The 17,333-nt window shown below is 62.4% G+C and carries 18 protein-coding genes; 4 read left to right on the plus strand and 14 right to left on the minus strand.

What is annotated here, in order from left to right; genetic code table 11:
- Positions 1-19: 19 nt before the first annotated feature.
- The 5 genes from H621_RS0111960 to H621_RS0111980 all read right to left on the minus strand — a co-directional run bounded on the left by H621_RS0111960 (position 20) and on the right by H621_RS0111980 (position 4,587).
- Positions 20-1,009 (minus strand): ABC transporter ATP-binding protein, encoded by a 990-nt coding sequence (locus H621_RS0111960; RefSeq protein ID WP_028943629.1) that lies wholly within the window; start codon positions 1,007-1,009, stop codon positions 20-22.
- 1 nt (position 1,010) lies between these two features.
- Complete coding sequence (locus H621_RS0111965; RefSeq protein WP_028943630.1) at positions 1,011-1,808, minus strand: ABC transporter permease; 798 nt, start codon at positions 1,806-1,808, stop codon at positions 1,011-1,013.
- Positions 1,795-2,628 (minus strand): ABC transporter permease, encoded by an 834-nt coding sequence (locus tag H621_RS0111970; RefSeq protein WP_167332112.1) that lies wholly within the window; start codon positions 2,626-2,628, stop codon positions 1,795-1,797. Before H621_RS0111970 ends, H621_RS0111965 begins: the two co-directional genes overlap by 14 nt.
- 5 nt (positions 2,629-2,633) lie before the next feature.
- Positions 2,634-3,440 (minus strand): alkaline phosphatase family protein, encoded by an 807-nt coding sequence (locus tag H621_RS0111975; protein ID WP_028943632.1) that lies wholly within the window; start codon positions 3,438-3,440, stop codon positions 2,634-2,636.
- An 82-nt stretch (positions 3,441-3,522) separates the two neighbouring features.
- Positions 3,523-4,587 carry an ABC transporter substrate-binding protein gene (locus H621_RS0111980; RefSeq protein WP_028943633.1) on the minus strand — a complete coding sequence of 355 codons (1,065 nt, stop codon included), beginning with the start codon at positions 4,585-4,587 and terminating at the stop codon, positions 3,523-3,525.
- Positions 4,588-4,880: 293 nt separating this feature from the next.
- On the opposite strand from H621_RS0111980, the gene phnR reads away from it, so the two are divergent.
- Positions 4,881-5,594 (plus strand): phosphonate utilization transcriptional regulator PhnR, encoded by a 714-nt coding sequence (gene phnR, locus H621_RS0111985; protein ID WP_028943634.1) that lies wholly within the window; start codon positions 4,881-4,883, stop codon positions 5,592-5,594.
- Here phnR and H621_RS0111990 read toward each other — a convergent pair.
- From H621_RS0111990 to minC, 7 genes are all read right to left on the minus strand, one after another.
- The gene (locus tag H621_RS0111990; protein ID WP_028943635.1) at positions 5,591-7,747 is read right to left on the minus strand and encodes a mechanosensitive ion channel family protein; all 2,157 of its coding nucleotides are present in this window, start codon (positions 7,745-7,747) and stop codon (positions 5,591-5,593) included. The two genes, phnR and H621_RS0111990, sit on opposite strands and share 4 nt — an antisense overlap.
- A gap of 48 nt (positions 7,748-7,795) precedes the next feature.
- Complete coding sequence (locus tag H621_RS28730) at positions 7,796-7,960, minus strand: hypothetical protein (RefSeq protein WP_167332108.1); 165 nt, start codon at positions 7,958-7,960, stop codon at positions 7,796-7,798.
- Positions 7,961-8,141: 181 nt separating this feature from the next.
- Entirely contained in the window at positions 8,142-9,431 is a 1,290-nt protein-coding gene (locus tag H621_RS0112000) for a M18 family aminopeptidase (RefSeq protein WP_028943636.1), read from the minus strand.
- 127 nt (positions 9,432-9,558) lie between these two features.
- Positions 9,559-10,194 (minus strand): RluA family pseudouridine synthase, encoded by a 636-nt coding sequence (locus tag H621_RS0112005; protein WP_028943637.1) that lies wholly within the window; start codon positions 10,192-10,194, stop codon positions 9,559-9,561.
- 128 nt (positions 10,195-10,322) lie between these two features.
- Entirely contained in the window at positions 10,323-10,577 is a 255-nt protein-coding gene (gene minE / locus H621_RS0112010) for a cell division topological specificity factor MinE (RefSeq protein ID WP_010224188.1), read from the minus strand.
- Positions 10,578-10,580: 3 nt separating this feature from the next.
- The gene (minD, locus tag H621_RS0112015; RefSeq protein ID WP_028943638.1) at positions 10,581-11,393 is read right to left on the minus strand and encodes a septum site-determining protein MinD; all 813 of its coding nucleotides are present in this window, start codon (positions 11,391-11,393) and stop codon (positions 10,581-10,583) included.
- Between the two features lie 95 nt (positions 11,394-11,488).
- Positions 11,489-12,247, minus strand: a complete 759-nt coding sequence (minC, locus tag H621_RS0112020; RefSeq protein WP_028943639.1) for a septum site-determining protein MinC — start codon at positions 12,245-12,247, stop codon at positions 11,489-11,491.
- A gap of 111 nt (positions 12,248-12,358) precedes the next feature.
- Here minC and H621_RS0112025 point away from each other — a divergent pair, with 111 nt between their 5' ends.
- Positions 12,359-13,291 carry a lipid A biosynthesis lauroyl acyltransferase gene (locus H621_RS0112025; RefSeq protein WP_028943640.1) on the plus strand — a complete coding sequence of 311 codons (933 nt, stop codon included), beginning with the start codon at positions 12,359-12,361 and terminating at the stop codon, positions 13,289-13,291.
- A 70-nt stretch (positions 13,292-13,361) separates the two neighbouring features.
- Entirely contained in the window at positions 13,362-14,507 is a 1,146-nt protein-coding gene (locus H621_RS0112030; RefSeq protein WP_028943641.1) for a patatin-like phospholipase family protein, read from the plus strand.
- Positions 14,508-14,633: 126 nt separating this feature from the next.
- On the opposite strand, the gene H621_RS0112035 is transcribed toward H621_RS0112030, so the two are convergent.
- Together H621_RS0112035 and H621_RS0112040 are read right to left on the minus strand one after the other, a co-directional pair.
- On the minus strand, positions 14,634-15,419 hold the full coding sequence (locus tag H621_RS0112035; protein WP_028943642.1) for an MlaA family lipoprotein: 786 nt from the start codon (positions 15,417-15,419) through the stop codon (positions 14,634-14,636).
- Entirely contained in the window at positions 15,412-16,710 is a 1,299-nt protein-coding gene (locus tag H621_RS0112040; protein WP_028943643.1) for an alpha/beta fold hydrolase family protein, read from the minus strand. The genes H621_RS0112035 and H621_RS0112040 overlap by 8 nt, the downstream gene beginning before the upstream one ends.
- Before the next feature lie 242 nt (positions 16,711-16,952).
- Here H621_RS0112040 and H621_RS0112045 point away from each other — a divergent pair, with 242 nt between their 5' ends.
- Positions 16,953-17,315 carry a hypothetical protein gene (locus tag H621_RS0112045; protein ID WP_028943644.1) on the plus strand — a complete coding sequence of 121 codons (363 nt, stop codon included), beginning with the start codon at positions 16,953-16,955 and terminating at the stop codon, positions 17,313-17,315.
- Positions 17,316-17,333 lie beyond the last annotated feature (18 nt).

Consider the following 17,333-nt stretch of genomic DNA (forward strand, 5'->3'; position numbering starts at 1 on the left):
AAAAACTCCTGTGCAACCCTCAGGCGACTTCGCAGAGGGCGGTGGGATCGATCGACAAGGATACCCGCTGGCCGTCTGCGTGCAGATCGGCAGACGAGCGGTTGAGGACATCGACCAGCAACTCTACCCCGCGAGCCTGGATCCGGTAACGGATCACGTTGCCCAATAGGCTGTGACTCAGCACCTGGCCTTCGAGTTCGCCGCTCAGGCTCAGGGCGATGGCTTCCGGTCGAATCGCCAGGCGGCTGCTGACCGGGCGCTGCAGCAGGCGGCTGGCGCTGTCGGCATCGAGCAGGTTGTAGTTGCCGATAAAACCCGCGGCAAAGACGTCAACCGGGGCGGTGTAAAGGGTTTCGGCATCGCCGCTCTGGACGATGCGACCCTGGTTCATCAGGAAGATGCGATCAGACATGGTCAGCGCTTCTTCCTGGTCATGGGTGACGAAAATGGTGGTCAGGCCCAGTTCGCGCTGGATCTGACGGATCTGTTCGCGCAGGTGTTTGCGGATCCGCGCATCCAGTGCCGAGAGCGGCTCGTCCAGCAGCAGCAGGCGCGGGCGGGTGACCAGCGAGCGCGCCAGGGCCACGCGCTGGCACTGGCCGCCAGACAGCTGGTGCGGGTAGCGGCTGGCGAAGTCCTGCAGTTCGACCAGTTGCAATACCTCGCGGACCCGGCTGCGACTGTCGTCGGCATTGACCTTCTGCATGCGCAGGCCAAAGGCTACGTTCTGTTCCACGGTCATGTTGGGGAACAGTGCATAGCTCTGGAATACCATGCCGATGCCACGCTTTTGCGGGCTCAGGGGGACGAGGTCGCTGCCGTCGAGGAGGATCTTGCCGCTGTCGACGGCCGTCAGGCCGGCAATACAGCGCAGCAGGGTGGATTTGCCGCAGCCCGATGGGCCCAGCAGGGTGACGAACTCACCGCGCTCGATGTGGCAATTGATGTCGGTGAACACCGGGCTGGCGCCGTAGCTTTTTTGCAGATTCTGTACGCTGACAAAACTCATATCAGGATTTGTCCTTGTTCAGGCGGTTGGCTGCCCAGGTCAGCACCAGCACGAAGAAGAAATAGGAAATCACCAGGGCGCTGTTGAAGTGGCCGCTGCTGTTGCGCATGTTGTTCAGGTACACCTGCAGGGTCTCGTAGCGGGTACCCACCAGCAGGTTGGCGAACACGAATTCGCCGAACAGGAACGAGAACGACAGCAGCAAGGCCACCAGCAAGCCCTTGCGCAGGTTGGGCAGCACCACCAGGAACGCCGCCTGGAAGGTGCTGGCACCCAGCAACTGGGCCGCGTCCATCAGGTCGCGCAGGTTGATCGCCTGCAGGTTGTTGGTAATGGCCCGGTACATGAACGGCAGTGCCACAGTGAAGTAGCAGCCGATCAGGATCCACGGGGTACCGACCATGGCCATGGGGCCAGAACCATATAACTGCAGCAAGCCCACCGACGACACCACCGGCGGCACCGCAAAGGGCAGCAGGATGAGGATGTTCATCAGCGCATCGAGCCGTGGAAAGTGGTAATGGACCACGAACAACAGCGGCAGGATCAGCAGCACCGATAGCAGCAGTGCGCCGACGCACACCAGGAGCGACTGGCCGAAGGCCGCCAGGAAACGGGGGTCGCTCCACAGCGCCAGGTACCACTTGAAGGTCAGTCCACTGGGCAGCAGGCTCGCCGACCAACTGGTGGCCAGGGAGTAGAGCAGGGTGCCAGCCAGGGGCAACAACAGGATCAGGAACAGCAGGTAGACCATCAGGCGGTGGTAGAGGCGGGCCGTGCCCGGTTCAACGCGTGACATGGTAGCTCCTCTTCAACAGCCATTGGTGAACGATGGTCACCAGGGTCATTAGCCCCACCAGGATAATTGCCAGGGCGCTGGCCAGGTTCGGGTCCAGGGAGATGTCCCCTGCTACCAATGCGGCAATACGGATGGGCAGCACGTTGAAATTGCCCGTGGTCAGCGCATAGACCGTCGCGTAGGCACCCAGTGCATTGGCCAGGAGGATCACGAAGGTGCCCAGCAAGGCCGGGGCCATCACCGGTAGGCCGATATGCCGCCAGTATTGCCAGGCATTGGCACCGAGCAGTTCAGCCGACTCGCGCCAGTCTTCGCGCAGGGCGTCGAAGGCGGGGTAGAGCAGCAGCACCCCGAGGGGAATCTGGAAGTAGGTGTAGAGAATGATCAGGCCGGTTTTTGAATAGAGGTTGAAGTCTTCGATGATCCCGGCCTGTTTCAGCAGCAAGGTCAATGCACCGTTGAAGCCGAGCAGGATGATGAAGGCGAAGGCCAGCGGTACACCGGCGAAGTTGCTGGTCATGTTGGCGAAGGCGTTGACGAAGTCGCGCAGGCGCGAGTCGACCTTGCGCAGCGAGTAGCTGCCGAGAATAGCGATCAGGATGCCGAACACACTCGACCAGAAACTGATTTCAAGGCTGTGCTGGATGGCCTGGCGGTAGAACCTGGAGCTGAACACCTTGCTGAAGTTCTCCAGGCCCCAGCCGCTTTCGGCCTGCAGGCTGTGAATCGCCACCCAGGCCAGCGGGGCAATCTGGAAAATGATGAAGAACAACGCAAATGGCAGCAGGAACAGCGACGCCAGCCACCGTGTGCGCTTGATCGAGTTCACTTGAGCAGCTCCCTGCACACGGGCTTGTCGTGGGGCACGCCGAGCAATTCGCAGATCGTCCCGCACAGTTCTGTCTGCAAGGGCTTGGCGGCCGGATCGAGGCTGAAGGCCTCGCCGAAAACGAACAAGGGGACTTCGCGTTCCTCGGCCAGCAGGCCATTGTGCGAGCGGTCGTTGTTCATGCCGTGATCGGCCGTGACGATCACCTGGTAGCCCTCCTGCAGCCAGCTGTGCAGGTAGTCGGCCAGCAGGATGTCGGCGCTGCGGGCGCTGTTGCGGTACTGGCTGCTGTCGAGGCCGTGGCGGTGGCCGGCGTCGTCGATGTTCATCGGGTGTACCAGCAGAAAGTTCGGTGCATGACGACGACGCAGGTACTCGGCATCGGCGAACAGGTGCGAGTCGGGGTAGTGATCGGCGTAGTAGAACAGGCCGTGCTGGATCGGTAGCTTGGGGGCATGGGTGTGGCGGTCGCGCAGCGGAACGAAGGGCGAGCGGTTGTACAGCTCGCTGACCCAGTGATAGGCCGCTGCCGCCGTGCCCAGGCCGGCTTCGCGGGCATAGTGGAAGATGCTGCGCTGGGTGGACAGGCGGGTCACGTTGTTATGCACGATGCCGCTGTCGATGGGCGCTACACCGGTGAGAATGCATTCGTAGAGCGGACGCGACAGCGCTGGCAGCTCGCATTCCAGGCGGTACAGGGCTGCGCGGTCGGCTTCGACATAGGCATGCAGGTGGCCCATGGCGTGGTGGGCGACCTGATGGTTGAGGCCATCGAGCAGGACCAGGATGACGTTGTGCTTCATGGTAGCTCCGGGGGTTGGCGGGAAGCTGTCGCGGGGCAAGCCGGCTCCTGTGGTGGGAGCGGGCTTGCCCCGCGACAAAGGCTTACTCCATCTCGATGATCACTTGCTCCTGCCACATCTGCGGCAGTTTCTTGGAGGTCGCTTCCCATGCCGCGGCATCCTTGATCGGCTGCACGGCTTTGTACTGCTCGTTGGGCAGCAGCTTGGCCTGTACATCGGCCGGCAGTTTAAGGTGCTCGGCGCGGATCGGCCGGGCGTGGCCGATGGCGAGGTTGGTCTGCCCGGCATCGCTGAAGATGTACTCGCGGGTCAGTTTGGCGGCGTTAGGGTGCTTGGCGTATTTGTTGATGATGGTGGTGTAGCCGGAGATCACCGAGCCATCGGAAGGAATCAGCACTTCAAAGCGGTCAGGGTCGATCTGCTGGCGGTAGCTCAGGCCGTTGAAGTCCCAGACCACGCCCACCTCGATCTCACCCTTTTCCAGGGTCTGGATGGTCGGGTTGGCCAGCGACAAGCGTTTTTGCTGGGCCAGTTTGGTGAACAGCTGAAGGCCCGGCTCGATGTTCTTCTCGTCGCCCTTGTAGGCGATGGCGGCAGCCAGTACCCCATTGGCGGCCTGGGCGGCAGTGCCGACGTCACCGATGGCGACCTTGTACTTGCCTTTTTCCAGGTCATGCCAGGTCTTGGGCATGTCGGCTTCTTTTACCAACTGCTTGTTGATGATGAAGGCGATGGTGCCGGTATAGGCCAGGGCCCAGTGGCCGTCCTTGTCCTTGGCCCAGTCCGGCACCTGCTCCCAGGTGCTGGGCTTGTACGGCTGGGTCACGCCCTTGGCCACGGCAATCGGGCCGAAGGCGGCGCCCACGTCACCGATGTCGGCACTGGCGTTGTCTTTTTCGGCGTCGAACTTGGCCACTTCCTGGGCCGAACTCATGTCGGTGTCCATGTGCTTGAGGCTGTATTTTTTCGCCAGGTCTTCCCAGGTACCTTTCCAGTTGGCCCAGGCATCGGGCATGCCCACGCTGTTGACGGCACCCTCCTTGCGGGCGGCGTCCTCCAGGGCCTTGAGGTCGGTGTCGGCAGCCATTGCCGAAGTACACAGGGCGATGGTCGAGCCTAGCAGTGACGCCAGAAAAAGCTGTTTCATCCGAAGCTCCTTGGTGGGTGCCTTGCAAAACGCGAATGGTGGTGTTGGACGTAATTGCGATTCGGTTGGTCTAGGTCAGCAATACCTGAGCCAAGGTAGGCATGGTGCATGACAATTTGATGTCCATACCGACCGCCCGGCCAGGGTCTGCGCCCCTGAAAATCAAGCGTAGACCACCCTGGCTGTCATCTGGCATTCATCTGTAGTGCCTAGGCTTGCTCTATTCTCATAGCCCTGTAGGCGCCATTTGTGTGCGCTGCCGGTGCTGGACTAGTCCAGATAGGTAACCTTTGATGCCGCCACTGCCACCCCGAGCAGTAACAGCTATCTGCCATGCCCTGCAGGAGCAGATCGAGCATGGCCTTCTGCCGCCCGGTTGCAAGCTGCCCGCCGAGCGCAAACTCAGTGAGGTGTTCGATACCACGCGCATCACCTTGCGTGAGGCGCTGGTGCAACTGGAGGCACGCGGGCTGATCTATCGGGAGGATCGGCGCGGCTGGTTCGTGGCGCCGGAGCGCCTCACATACGACCTGAACGAGCGCAGTCATTTCCATGCGATGGTGCGTGCCCAGGGGCGGGAGGCCAGTACCGAGCTAGTATCGGCGCGCCTGCAACCGGCGGCGGCTTCGGTGTGTGCGCGCTTGCAGCTATCGCCGTTGTCGAGCGTGATCCAGATCTGCCGCCTGCGGCGTATCGACGGGCGTGCGGTGCTGTATGCCGAGCATTACCTCAACCCTGAGTACTTCCCCGGCATTCTTGAACATGATTTGAGCCAGTCGTTGACCGAACTGTATGCGCGGCACTACGCAATCCACTACGGCCGGGTACGCTTCGAGATTCTGCCCACGGCGTTGCCGCTGGCGGCAGCGACGGTGCTCAAGGTTTCCACGGGAAGCCCGGGGTTGCACATCTCCCGGGTCAACAGTGACCAGCAGGGGCGCTTGATCGACTGCGACCTGGAGTACTGGCGCCACGACGCGATCCGGATCAAGGCCCAGGCGGGCTAGGCCTTTGCCTCGGCTTCGCTGAACGGAGTACCGGCGCCGGCGGTGATCACTTGCACGCTCAGGCGTGGGGTGGCCAGGTCCAGCCCGGCTTCATCGAGTTGACGCTTGAGCGCCAGGTTGAACGCCCGCGACACTTCCCATTGCCTGATCGGTGCGGTCTTGAAGCGAGCGCGCAGGACGGCCGAGCCTGACTCGAAGCTCTCCACCCCTTGCAGCTCCAGCGGCGACCAGATGATGCGGCGCATCAACGGATCGTTGCGCAGCTTCTGGGCGACATCGCGGATCAAGGTGATGGCCTGGTCGATGTTCATGCTGTGGGGGATGGCCACGCGGAAGATTGCGTAGCCGAACTCGCGGGAGTAGTTCTTGATGCTCTTGATTTCACTGAACGGGATGGTGTGGACGATACCGTCGATATCGCGCAGGCGCACCGTGCGGATGGTCAGGCCTTCGACCGTACCCAGGTGGCCGCCGACATCGACATAGTCGTCGATGGCCAGGGAGTCTTCGATGATGATGAACAGTCCGGTGATCAGGTCGGCCACCAGTGACTGGGCACCGAAGCCGATCGCCAGGCCAATCACACCGGCACCGGCCAGCAACGGGGTGACGTTCATGCCCATGTTGGCCAGGGCGACAATCACCGCAATGATGAAAATAGTCACGAACAGCACGTTGCGGATCAGCGGCATCATGGTCTGCGCGCGGGTGTTGGCCAGGCCTTTGCGTGAGCGAGTCAGGGCATGGTGCACCGCCGTGTCGGCGAGGATCCACACCAGCCACGCGGCGATCAGGGTACCGGCCAGGCCGAACAGGCGCACCGCCACTTCATGACCTTCGCCCTCTGCAAAGGTGATCAGCGACAGGCCCCAGACCCGCAGCCCCAATTCGATGAACACCAGCCAGATGGTCATGTGTACCAGGGTGTAGCCGAAGTTGCGCAGGCGCTCGCCATACACGGCATGACGGCGATGGGCGCGCAGGGGCTTGAGCCCGTGGCGGCGTACCAGGCCGTTGATGACCATGCACAGGATCAGCAACACCGTACACATCAATGACTGGCGCAAGGCGGTGCTGGTATCGCCGGCGGAGACAAAGGTGGCAATCAGCGAGATCCCTACCAGTACCAGGGCAGGCAAGTACCAGAAGGTGCCGAGGATTTCGATGGTGTCACTCAAGGCCCGGCGCGTCAGGCGCCGGGACAGCGGCTGGTTGCGGATCAGGTGGGCGATCGGGCGCCGGAAACGCAGGATGAACAGGCCGGAAGACAGCCCGGCAAGAATATTGGCCAGGGTTGCCAGGGTGTGGGCCAGGTGATCGCCCAGGGCACTGGCCATGCGCGGGTCGTTCATCGCCTCGCCAAAAGCGGCGAAGCTGCCGATCAACCACAGTGGCCGAAAAGCCTGGTGACGAAGGATGTGCAAGGCGCGATGGCGGTGAGGGCCGTCGAGCAGCGAGAAGGCGATGACGCAGATGGCCGAGAAACACGTGCCTACCACCAGGGCATAGGCCAGCACCATGGCCATCGACTTGCCCAGTGACGAGGGCAGGGCGAAGCTCAGGTACACGGTGATCACCAGTGCCACCAGCCACGGCCCGAGTTTGCGCAAGGCGAAACGCACCAGGTCCCAGGTGCGCGGGTGTTGTGGCAGCTCTTCAGTGAGGCCAAAGCGCAGCCGTACTTGATGGCTGGCCCAGTTCAGGGCGTAGGCCACCAGGCTCCAGATGGCGATGATGGCGGCGAAGCCGAACAGAATGGGTGGCCATTCGTGCAGGGGAACCATGCGCGCATCGAGTTCGATCTTGGCCAGTTCCAGTTCGCGGGTCCAGCGGTTGAAGGGGCTTGCCTCGCCACTGAACTGTTTTTCGAGTTCGCCGAAGGTCGAGCCGATCAGGCCGAGTACGCCTTGTTCGGCGCTGGGTTGGGCCTGCTTGGTGCTGTCGCGCAGCTTTTTCAGGTCGGCCAGCAGCTTGGCCCGCTGCTGGTCGTTTTCCAGCGACTTGATCACTTCATCCAGTGACTGCGCCAGCGGCTCGGTGGCCTCGGGCTGCGCCTTGCTGCCACCGAGCAGGCTCGGCAGGCCGGCGGCGTGCGAGGGCGCCACGATGAAAAACGCCAGGAACAGGGTTAAAACGCGGAAGAAGACAGGCACCGGACAATCAACCTCAAAACGATCAATCGCCCGAGTGTAGTGTATTTGTCAGTTGAGTTTCTCGAGGATCTTCCAGCACATGATCCCGATCATCCCGAGGGTACCGATCCACATCATGAACACACCGATGTTGCGGTCGCGCATGTTGAAACCCACGGTCAGCAGGATCAGGCCGGCGATGACTGGAAGGAACAGGGATTGGAAAGCTGACATGCGGCAAGGTCCTTGGATCTGACGGTTATGAGGCAAGCATAGCGGGAAACAGCGGGAGGGGGCTTGACCGGGATCAGGCAGTTTGCCTGGGCCGGCCTCATTGCTGGCAAGCCAGCTCCCATCAGGTCTGGTGTATGCAGTACGTGGGAGCTGGCGTGCCGGCGAGGCAGGCGCTACGCAATCAAGGCAAGTCGCGACTGCGATAGAACGCCGTCAGCACCTTCACCAGGTGCGCCAGGTCATGGCTACCGCACAGTTCGCGGATCGAGTGCATGGCGAAGGTCGGCAGGCCGATGTCCACCGTGCGCACACCCAGGTGGCTGGCAGTGATCGGGCCGATGGTCGAGCCGCAGCCCATGTCGCTGCGGACCACGAAGCTCTGCACCGGCACTTCTTCGGCCATGCACAGGTGGCGGAAGAAACCGGCGGTTTCGCTGTTGGTGGCGTAACGCTGGTTGTTGTTGACCTTGATCACCGGGCCGGCATTGAGCTTGGGGCCGTGGTTGCCGTCATGCTTGTCGGCATAGTTGGGGTGAACGCCATGGGCGTTGTCGGCCGACACCAGCAGCGAGCGCTGGATGGCGCGGACGAAGTCGTCACCGTCGGGCAGCAGGCGGCGCAGGGTCTGCTCGAGCATCGGGCCATCGGCACCGCAGGCCGAGCAGGAGCCGACTTCTTCGTGGTCGTTGCACACCAGCACGCAGGTTTCGTCGCTGTCGGCATTGAGCAGGGCCTGCAGGCCGGCATAGCAGGACAGCAGGTTGTCGAGGCGCGCCCCGGCGATGAATTCGCCGTGCAAGCCAATCATGGCAGCGCTCTGGGTGTCGTAGAAGCTCAGCTCGTAATCGAGTACCACATCGGCGTTCAGGCCGTGCTCGCGGGCCAGTTGCTCGGTCAGCAGGGCGCGGAAGTCGACACGTTCGTCACCGGCCACCTGGGCCAGGATCGGCGGCAGTTCGGTCTGCGGGTTGATCGCCCAGCCTTCGTTGGCGGTACGGTTGAGATGGATCGCAAGGTTCGGGATCACCGCAATCGGCAGCTGGAAATCGACCAGTTGGCTCTCAACCTTGCCGTCGCGGCGGAAGGTCACACGCCCGGCCAGGGACAGGTCGCGGTCGAACCACGGGGCCAGCAGGGCGCCGCCGTAGACTTCGACGCCCAGTTGCCAGAAGCCGTGGCGCTGCAGCTCGGGCTGCGGCTTGACCCGCAGGCACGGGCTGTCGGTGTGGGCGCCGACCAGTCGGATGCCATCGAGCAGCGGCGAATGACGGCCGAGTTTGAAAGCGATGATCGAGGAGTCGTTGCGAGTCAGGTAGTAGCGACCGCCGGACACGGTGGCCCAGCTGTCGCGCTCGTCCAGGCGCTGGTAACCGGCAGCTTCCAGGCGCTGGGCCAGGGCGGCGGTGGCATGGAAGGGCGTGGGGGAAGCCTTGAGGAAATCGATCAGGCCTTGATTCAGTGCATCGCGCATAGGTCACTCCAGACAGCAGTGGCGCGAGTTTAACGTACTTGGTGGGGGTTTTGTGGTGTCAGCATCGTGGGGCAAGCCCGCTCCCACAAGCCACAGTGGGAGCGGGCTTGCCCCACGATGCGATCACTCAGAACGGCGCCGGACACTCAAAGCGCAAACGCTCAGCGGAAACCGGGTGGGTAAAGCTGAGCATGCTCGCATGCAGGCACAGGCGCTCGTGGGCGGCCAGTGCTGCAGGGTAGGCATACAAGCGGTCACCCAGCAGCGGATGACCGATCGACAGCATGTGTACACGCAACTGGTGCGAGCGGCCTGTGATTGGCGTCAGTTCTACCCGGCAATGGTCGCCACAACGCTCCAGGATGCGCCAGAACGTCAGGGCGTGCTTGCCCTGCTCGTGGTCGACCACATGGCGTGGCTTGGTGGGCGGATCGTAGCGCAGGGGCAGGTCGATGCTGCCGCTGTCCAGTTCCGGCTGGCCCCAGCACAAGGCGGTGTAGGCCTTTTCGGTTTCACGGTCGTGGAACTGGCGAGACAATTCGCGGTGACTGTCGGCATCGCGGGCCAGGAGGATGATCCCCGAGGTTTCCCAATCCAGCCGATGGACGATCAGGGCATCGGGGTAGCCGTTTTCCTGAAGGCGGGTGATCAGGCAGTCCTTGTTGTCGTCGGCACGCCCGGGTACCGAGAGCAGCAGGGTCGGCTTGTTGACCACGAGGATGGCATCATCCTCGAAGAGGATATGAACATTGGACAGCGGCATTGCGTGTTCTCTGTAAACGCCAACGGCGTGTGGGGGCGGCTGGCCCCGCGATAGCGATATGTCAGTCACATCGCATCGCGAGGCCAGCGCGCTCCCACACGCCGTGGCAGGTTACCCGTAGGCGCCGATCAACGATCGGGCAGGGTGATGTTGAGTTCCAGGATCGAGCAGCTGCCCTGGTTTTCCAGAGCGACCTGCACATCATCGGAGCCGATGTTGACGTACTTGCGGATCACCTCCACCAGTTCCTTCTGCAAGGCTGGCAGGTAGTCCGGTGTACTACGTTGGCCGCGTTCGTGCGCCACGATGATCTGTAGACGCTCTTTCGCGACCGACGCGGTGCTTACTTTTTTGCTGGCACGAAAGAAGTCAAAAAGGTTCATTGGTCAGTTGCCTCCAAACAGGCGCTCGAAGAATCCCTTCTTCTTCACATCAAGGAACCGATGTTCCACATTTTTGCCCAGAAGGCGGTCAACGGTGTCGCTATAGGCCTGGCCCGCGTCACTCTGGTCGTCGAGGATCACCGGAACGCCCTGGTTGGATGCCTTGAGCACCGCCTGGGATTCAGGAATCACGCCCAGCAGAGCGACCGAGAGGATTTCCTTGACGTCTTCGACGCCAAGCATTTCGCCCTGGCTCACGCGCTCTGGATGATAGCGGGTGATCAGCAGGTGTTCCTTGATCGGGTCTTCGTTGCGCTCGGCGCGGCGCGACTTGCTCGCCAGCAGGCCCAGCATGCGGTCCGAGTCACGTACCGAGGAGACTTCCGGGTTGGTCACGACGATGGCTTCGTCGGCGAAGTACATCGCCAGGTGAGCACCTTTCTCGATGCCGGCCGGGGAATCGCAGACCACGAATTCGAAGTCTTCCTTGAGCTGCATGAGGACTTTTTCCACGCCTTCCTGGGTCAGCGCGTCTTTGTCGCGGGTCTGGCTGGCGGCCAGGACGTACAGGTTCTCAAGGCGCTTGTCCTTGATCAGGGCCTGCTGCAGGTTGGCTTCGCCATTGACGACGTTGACGAAGTCGTACACCACGCGGCGTTCGCAGCCCATGATCAGATCGAGGTTACGCAGGCCGACGTCGAAGTCGACGATGACAGTCTTGTGGCCACGCAGTGCGAGGCCGGTACCAATAGCGGCGCTGGTGGTGGTCTTACCCACACCACCCTTGCCGGATGTAACCACGAGAATCTTGGCCAAGGTGTTTCACCCCTAATGAAAAAGGACGTCGAGTCCCAAAAATACAAAAATCGGCAATCGTGAAAAAATTGCGCGGAAAATGGCGGCAGTATCCGTTAAAGACGGGTGATGTTCAACACGTCACCGGACAGGCTGATCTGCACGCCGGTCCCCCACAGCGGATCGCGGCGCAGGTCTTCGGAGACCTTGTATTGCCCGGCGATCGAGACCATTTCGGCGGTGAGCTGCTGGCAGAAGATCCGCGCCCGGGTATTGCCCTTGATCCCGGCCAGCGCCCGTCCACGCATTGCACCGTACACATGGATGTTGCCATCGGCGAGAAGTTCCGCGCCGGGGCTGACCGATGACACCACTACCAGGTCGCCGCCCTGGGCGTAGATCTGCTGGCCGCCGCGCACGGGGGTGGTGATGATTCTGGTCGGCTTGATTGCAGGTTCAGGCGGTGGCGGCGGGGCAGGCGCAGGCTCGGGCTTTCTCACCTCGGGTTCCGGCTCCACGGGGCGCTCGCGGGCGCCGGAAGGCGGTAGCACGGGCAGGTCGATGGCGATGGCTGCGGCAATGTCTTCGATGCGGTTGGCGCGAATGGCCAGGGTGCGCAGGCCGTGATGGCGACAGATGCGCATCAGCCCGGGCAGGTCGACCGCCCCTTCGCTGACCGGGAGCTTGTCCAGGGCCAGTACCAGCGGGGTATTGCTGAAGAAGTTGGGCGCCTGGGCGACCTTGGCCGCCAACTGTCGGTCGAGGCCTTCAAGGTTGTTCTGCGCCAGCTCGAGCACGGTAATGGCAAGCATACTGCCCTTGAGCTGGAACACGGGGGCGGAGTCTGGCGATTGAGTTGGGCTCATGGTCTGCATTGGGCGACTTGTAACGAAAAAGTGCCCAGACTTATAACGAGAACGCCGGTTAGCCGCAACCCGTGCCGAACCGTTGTAGAATGCCCGGCCCTTGTCTTTCCGGAATCTTTAATGGATCGCCCGCAATTTCGACCTTATTTTCTGCACCCACGCTTTTGGCCGTTGTGGCTGGGCCTTGGGCTGCTGTGGCTGATCGTGCAGCTGCCGTACCGGGTATTGCTGGTGATCGGCCGTGCCCTGGGTGCCCTGATGTACCGCGTCGCTGGTGAGCGCCGGTACATTGCCGCGCGCAACCTGGAGTTGTGCTTCCCTGAACTACCGTCCGTCGAGCGAAAGCGTTTGCTCAAGGAAAATTTCGCTTCCACCGGCATCGCCTTCTTTGAAATGGCCATGAGTTGGTGGTGGCCAAAGGCCCGCCTGGCGCGCCTGGCGCACATCGAAGGGTTGGAGCATCTGCAGGCTGCCCAGCGTGATGGCCAGGGGGCCATACTCATGGCGCTGCACTTTACCACCCTGGAAATCGGCGCTGCCTTGCTCGGGCAGGAGCACACCATCGACGGCATGTATCGCGAGCACGGCAACCCGGTGTTCGACTTCATCCAGCGCCGCGGTCGCGAGCGCCACAACCTCGATTCGCTGGCGGTGGAACGTGAAGACGTGCGCGGCATGCTCAAGCTGCTGCGCAGCGGACGCGCCATCTGGTACGCACCCGACCAGGACTATGGCGCCAAGCAGAGCCTGTTCGTGCCGCTGTTCGGCATCCAGGCTGCGACGGTGACCGCCACCACCAAATTCGCGCGCTTGGGCAAGGCCCGGGTGATTCCGTTCACCCAGCAGCGCCTGGCGGACGGCAGCGGCTATCGGTTGGTGATTCATCCACCGCTGCAGGATTTCCCCGGCGAGACCGAAGAAGTCGATTGCCTGCGGATCAACCAGTGGATCGAAGTGGCCTTGCGCGAGTGCCCGGAGCAGTACCTGTGGGCCCATCGGCGCTTCAAGTCGAGGCCGCCGGGGGCGCCGAAGCTATACGAAAAACGACGTTGAAGTGATCGCGGGGGCTGCGGGAGTGGGCTTGCCCCGCGATTGAAATCACTACCACTACCAGGAAGGTCTCATGCCAGCACCGATCACCGGATTGATCCTCTCTGGCGGTGGCGCCCGTGCCGCCTACCAGGTTGGCGTGCTGGCCGGCATTGCCGACTTGCTGCCAGCGGGTGCGGCCAATCCCTTTCCGGTGATCGTTGGCACCTCCGCCGGCGCCATCAACGCGGTGACCCTCGCCAGCGGTGCGATGCACTTTGGCGACGCGATCCGCCGCCTGACCGGCTTCTGGCAGGGCTTTCGCAGCCACCAGGTGCTGCGCAGCGACTGGCCCGGGGTGATTCGCCAGGCCAGCCGCTTCGTTGGCCACAGTCTGCTGGGGTTGGGCGCGCCAGTGCCGGTGGCGCTGCTTGACAGCTCCCCCCTGCGTCGCCTGCTCAATGAGCACCTGGATTTGAGCGGCATTGCCCACGCCATCGAGCAGCAGCACTTGCACGCCGTAGCAGTGACCGCCTTCGGCTATGAGTCTGGCCAGGCGGTGACGTTCTTTCAGGGCAAGGGCGCCATCGACCCCTGGCTACGTCACCGGCGCATCGGCCTGCCGACTCGCTTGAGCGTCGAGCACCTGCTGGCCAGTTCGGCGATTCCGTTGCTGTTCGCACCGGTCAAGCTGGGCGAGGAATACTTCGGTGATGGTGCCGTGCGCCAATCGGCGCCAATCAGCCCGGCGCTGCACCTGGGGGCCAGCCGGGTGCTGGTAGTCGGTGTCAGCGGCAACCCGCAGCGGCCCACCGATGGCGGGCCTCGGCCACGTATCTACAGCGGCCAGCAACCGAGCCTGGCGCAGATCGGCGGGCACATGCTCAACAGTACCTTCATCGACAGCCTGGAAGACGACATCGAGTTGCTGCAGCGCCTCAATCACCTGAGCCACCTGATGCCGGAACACCTGGAGCGTCGACGCCTGGGCCTGGCGCCGGTGGACGTGCTGGTGGTTGCGCCAAGCCAGCCGCTGGACGAGATTGCCGCCCGCCATCGACGCGACCTGCCAGCCGCCTTGCGCCTGTTCTTGCGCGGGCCGGGAGCGACCAAGACCAGCGGTGCCGGGGTGCTCAGCTATCTGTTGTTCGAGGCCGGTTATTGCAGCGAGCTGATCGAGTTGGGGCGTCGCGATGCGCTGGCCAAGCGACGGGAGTTGTGCAGCTTCCTGGGGCTGTAGCCGCTGCCGACAGGCTGCGATCGACCGCAAAGCGGTCGTAATCCAGACACCGGAAGCTGCGCAAGCCGTACTGCCCCCATCGCCGACAATGCCGGCTCCAACAGGTGTGATGCTTCGCGGCAGCCGTTACTCAGCGATCTGCAGCTTGCGCGCCTCGGTATAGACGTAGCGCACCTTTTCGTACTCGAACGGCGAGTTCAGCTGGCCGTAGCGGAAACGGGTGGTGTAGCGCTTGTCGACGGCACGCAGGACAACGATTTCCGGATGGTCGCGGCTGACCTCGGCCACATTGAGGAAGTTGATCTGGTCCTCGGCGACGAAGTCCACCGCCAGCCCCCCGGTATCGCGCAGGTTCGACGGTCCCAGGATCGGCAGCATCAGGTAAGGCCCTTCAGGCACGCCGTAGTAGCCCAGGGTCTGGCCGAAGTCTTCGCCCTGATACGGTATCCCCATCTTGGTCGCCGGATCCCACAGGCCCCCGACACCGATCGTGGTGTTGAGCAACAGGCGCGCGGTGATCTCCATCGACCGCTGGCCCTTGAGCTGCAACAGGCTGTTGAGCAGGTTGGGTACATCGGCGAGGTTGCTGAAGAAGTTACTGACACCTGTGCGCACAAAGGACGGGGTGATGTAGCGGTAACCGTTGACCACGGGCAGGAATACCCATTGGTCGAAGCGGTAGTTGAAGTGGTACAGCCGGCGGTTCATCGGCTCGAACGGGTCATAGACGTTGAGCGCTGCCAGGGTCGAGCGTTCGAACTCGCGCTGGTCGAGGCCGGGGTTGAACTTCAGTTCCTTGAGTGGCTCGGTGAAGCCATCGGCCTCGACCACACTGGCACGCGGTGCGGTTTCGTCCGCCTGGGCCAGTCCGCTGGCCAGAAATGCAGAAACAAGCAGAAGACGTTTAACCACGGAAGAACTCCAGCATGGCGTCGCTGTTGACGCGGTAGTTGAGGTTGCCGCAATGGCCGCCGTGAGGGTAAACGGTCAAGCGATCGCCAAAGGTGCTACGAAGGAAACCAAGGTCACCCGGGCCCAGAATGACGTCGTCGGCATTGTGCATGACGGCAATCTTCGAGCTGGTCTGCAGGTAGTCCTTGAGCGCGTACAGGCTGACCTGATTGACCAGTTGCAACAAACTGCCGCCATCGGTGCGGGCACGCCACATGGGGATGACCTGTTCGGTCAGGTAGCAGTCGAAGTCGCATTGCAAGGCACGCTTGAAGAACGGCGTCAGGCTGCTGCTTTCGGTTATCGGGTATTTGGGCGGGGTGATCAGCCCGCGGCGGTTGACCAGGTCCGAGGTGAACGCGATGTCGGCCGACGAGAAACGGAACGAGGTGCCGATGACCATGGCCATCTGCTCGTTGGTCAGGTGCTGGCGTGACTGCTGGAAGTCGTAGAGCAGGGCGTCATTGAGATCGATGTAGCCCTTCTGCTGGAAGTAGCGCGTCAGCTTGCTGAGCACCAGTTCGTAGAAGGTGGTGCTGTTGTTGACGCCCTTGACCTCGGTTTGCACCAGCTTGTCGAGGTTGCTGACCGAGGTGTAGAGGTTCACCGGCGGATTGAGCAGCAGCACCCGCTTGAAGTTGAAGCTGCGCCGGGTTTCGTCCAGGTGACTGACGAACGCTGCATCGAGGGCGCCCAGGCTGTAGCCGGTGAGGTAGTACTCGGTCACCGGCAGGCGTGGGTGCTGCGCGCGTACGCCTTGCATGACGCGGTAAAGGTCCTCGGCATCTTCACCACTGATGCCGGGCGTGGCATAGCGCGACGCCGAGATGATGAAGTCGAAGCTGGTGGGCGATGACAACTGCACCACGTGATAGCCAGCCTTGTAGTACAGCTTTTTGAGGTATTCGTTGATGCTGCTGGAGTAGGGCGCGCCGGTACCGGCGATAAGGAAGATCAGCGGTGCCGGGTGGTCCTGTTCGGCCAGGCGGTACTTGAGCTGCTTCACCGCCCAGAAATTGTCCGGAAGCTTGAAGCCGCGCTCCGGGCGCATGTTCAGGCTGTAGTCGGCCTGATCGATGTCATCGTCGCTGGGCAGCTCCGGGCGCAACTCCGGCGGTGTGGTGGCGATGGTGGCCTCGAACGGGTTGGTCAGCGGGTAGCCGTAGCTGGCAGCGTCGATATCCAGCGCCGAAGCGGACGCACTCAAGAAAAGGCCGCCCGAAAGGGCAGCAAGGCGCAGTAATCGAAGCATCACGAATCCCCAAAAAAGCAGCAGCAAAGTGCGTTACGCAGGCTAGGACCGTCGTGTCCCTTGCAAAGTTGCCTGGCGCTCCGGCATTTATCGTCCCAGATGGTGCCGTTTGCAGCCGTGGTACGGCAACAATTGGTTCCATTTATCTTCAGTTCAAAGTAGCTGAGGTTCGCGCTTTTGCCTTGCATAGACGACCCGGGCCATTATGCTGGGCGCCGATTTCGACGACTCCGGAGTGTCTCATGTCTCACCGCTTGCCGCTGATCCTGTTGTTGCTGTGCCTGCCGATGTGGCTGGCGGCAAGCTATGGGGTGCGCTATGGGTTGATGGAAGATGCCCAATGGGTCGGCACCTGTGTCGAGCAGGCGCAGCTGTGGCAATGCCAGGCCCGCTCGACGCTGGGTTTGTTGATTCATTTCAGGGTGATTGCCTGGACCGCGCTGGGGCTGGCGTTGCTGGCGCAGGTGATACCTGCCCGGACGGGGTGGCGGGTGGCGGTAGTGGCACTGGTGGTCGGGATTCCCGCGTTGGTGTTGTACAGCGCCAGCCTCGCGGTATTTGCCGTGGTGCTGGCGGCGCTGCGGTTGGTACGGCGTTCAAGCTGAAACCCCGGCGCAGGACCG

The organism is Pseudomonas vranovensis DSM 16006, from assembly GCF_000425805.1.
Classification (GTDB): Bacteria; Pseudomonadota; Gammaproteobacteria; order Pseudomonadales; family Pseudomonadaceae; genus Aquipseudomonas; species Aquipseudomonas vranovensis.

Coding starts and splice junctions, on each gene's coding strand:
- minE (WP_010224188.1), bottom strand. CDS start 10,577: ATGAACCTTTTTGACTTCTTTCGTGCCAGCAAAAAAGTAAGCACCGCG.
- H621_RS0111965 (WP_028943630.1), bottom strand. CDS start 1,808: ATGTCACGCGTTGAACCGGGCACGGCCCGCCTCTACCACCGCCTGATG.
- phnR (WP_028943634.1), top strand. CDS start 4,881: ATGCCGCCACTGCCACCCCGAGCAGTAACAGCTATCTGCCATGCCCTG.
- H621_RS0111960 (WP_028943629.1), bottom strand. CDS start 1,009: ATGAGTTTTGTCAGCGTACAGAATCTGCAAAAAAGCTACGGCGCCAGC.
- H621_RS0111975 (WP_028943632.1), bottom strand. CDS start 3,440: ATGAAGCACAACGTCATCCTGGTCCTGCTCGATGGCCTCAACCATCAG.
- H621_RS0112040 (WP_028943643.1), bottom strand. CDS start 16,710: ATGCTTCGATTACTGCGCCTTGCTGCCCTTTCGGGCGGCCTTTTCTTG.
- H621_RS0112025 (WP_028943640.1), top strand. CDS start 12,359: ATGGATCGCCCGCAATTTCGACCTTATTTTCTGCACCCACGCTTTTGG.
- H621_RS0112005 (WP_028943637.1), bottom strand. CDS start 10,194: ATGCCGCTGTCCAATGTTCATATCCTCTTCGAGGATGATGCCATCCTC.
- H621_RS0112045 (WP_028943644.1), top strand. CDS start 16,953: ATGTCTCACCGCTTGCCGCTGATCCTGTTGTTGCTGTGCCTGCCGATG.
- H621_RS0111980 (WP_028943633.1), bottom strand. CDS start 4,587: ATGAAACAGCTTTTTCTGGCGTCACTGCTAGGCTCGACCATCGCCCTG.
- H621_RS0112000 (WP_028943636.1), bottom strand. CDS start 9,431: ATGCGCGATGCACTGAATCAAGGCCTGATCGATTTCCTCAAGGCTTCC.
- minC (WP_028943639.1), bottom strand. CDS start 12,247: ATGCAGACCATGAGCCCAACTCAATCGCCAGACTCCGCCCCCGTGTTC.
- H621_RS0112030 (WP_028943641.1), top strand. CDS start 13,362: ATGCCAGCACCGATCACCGGATTGATCCTCTCTGGCGGTGGCGCCCGT.
- H621_RS28730 (WP_167332108.1), bottom strand. CDS start 7,960: ATGTCAGCTTTCCAATCCCTGTTCCTTCCAGTCATCGCCGGCCTGATC.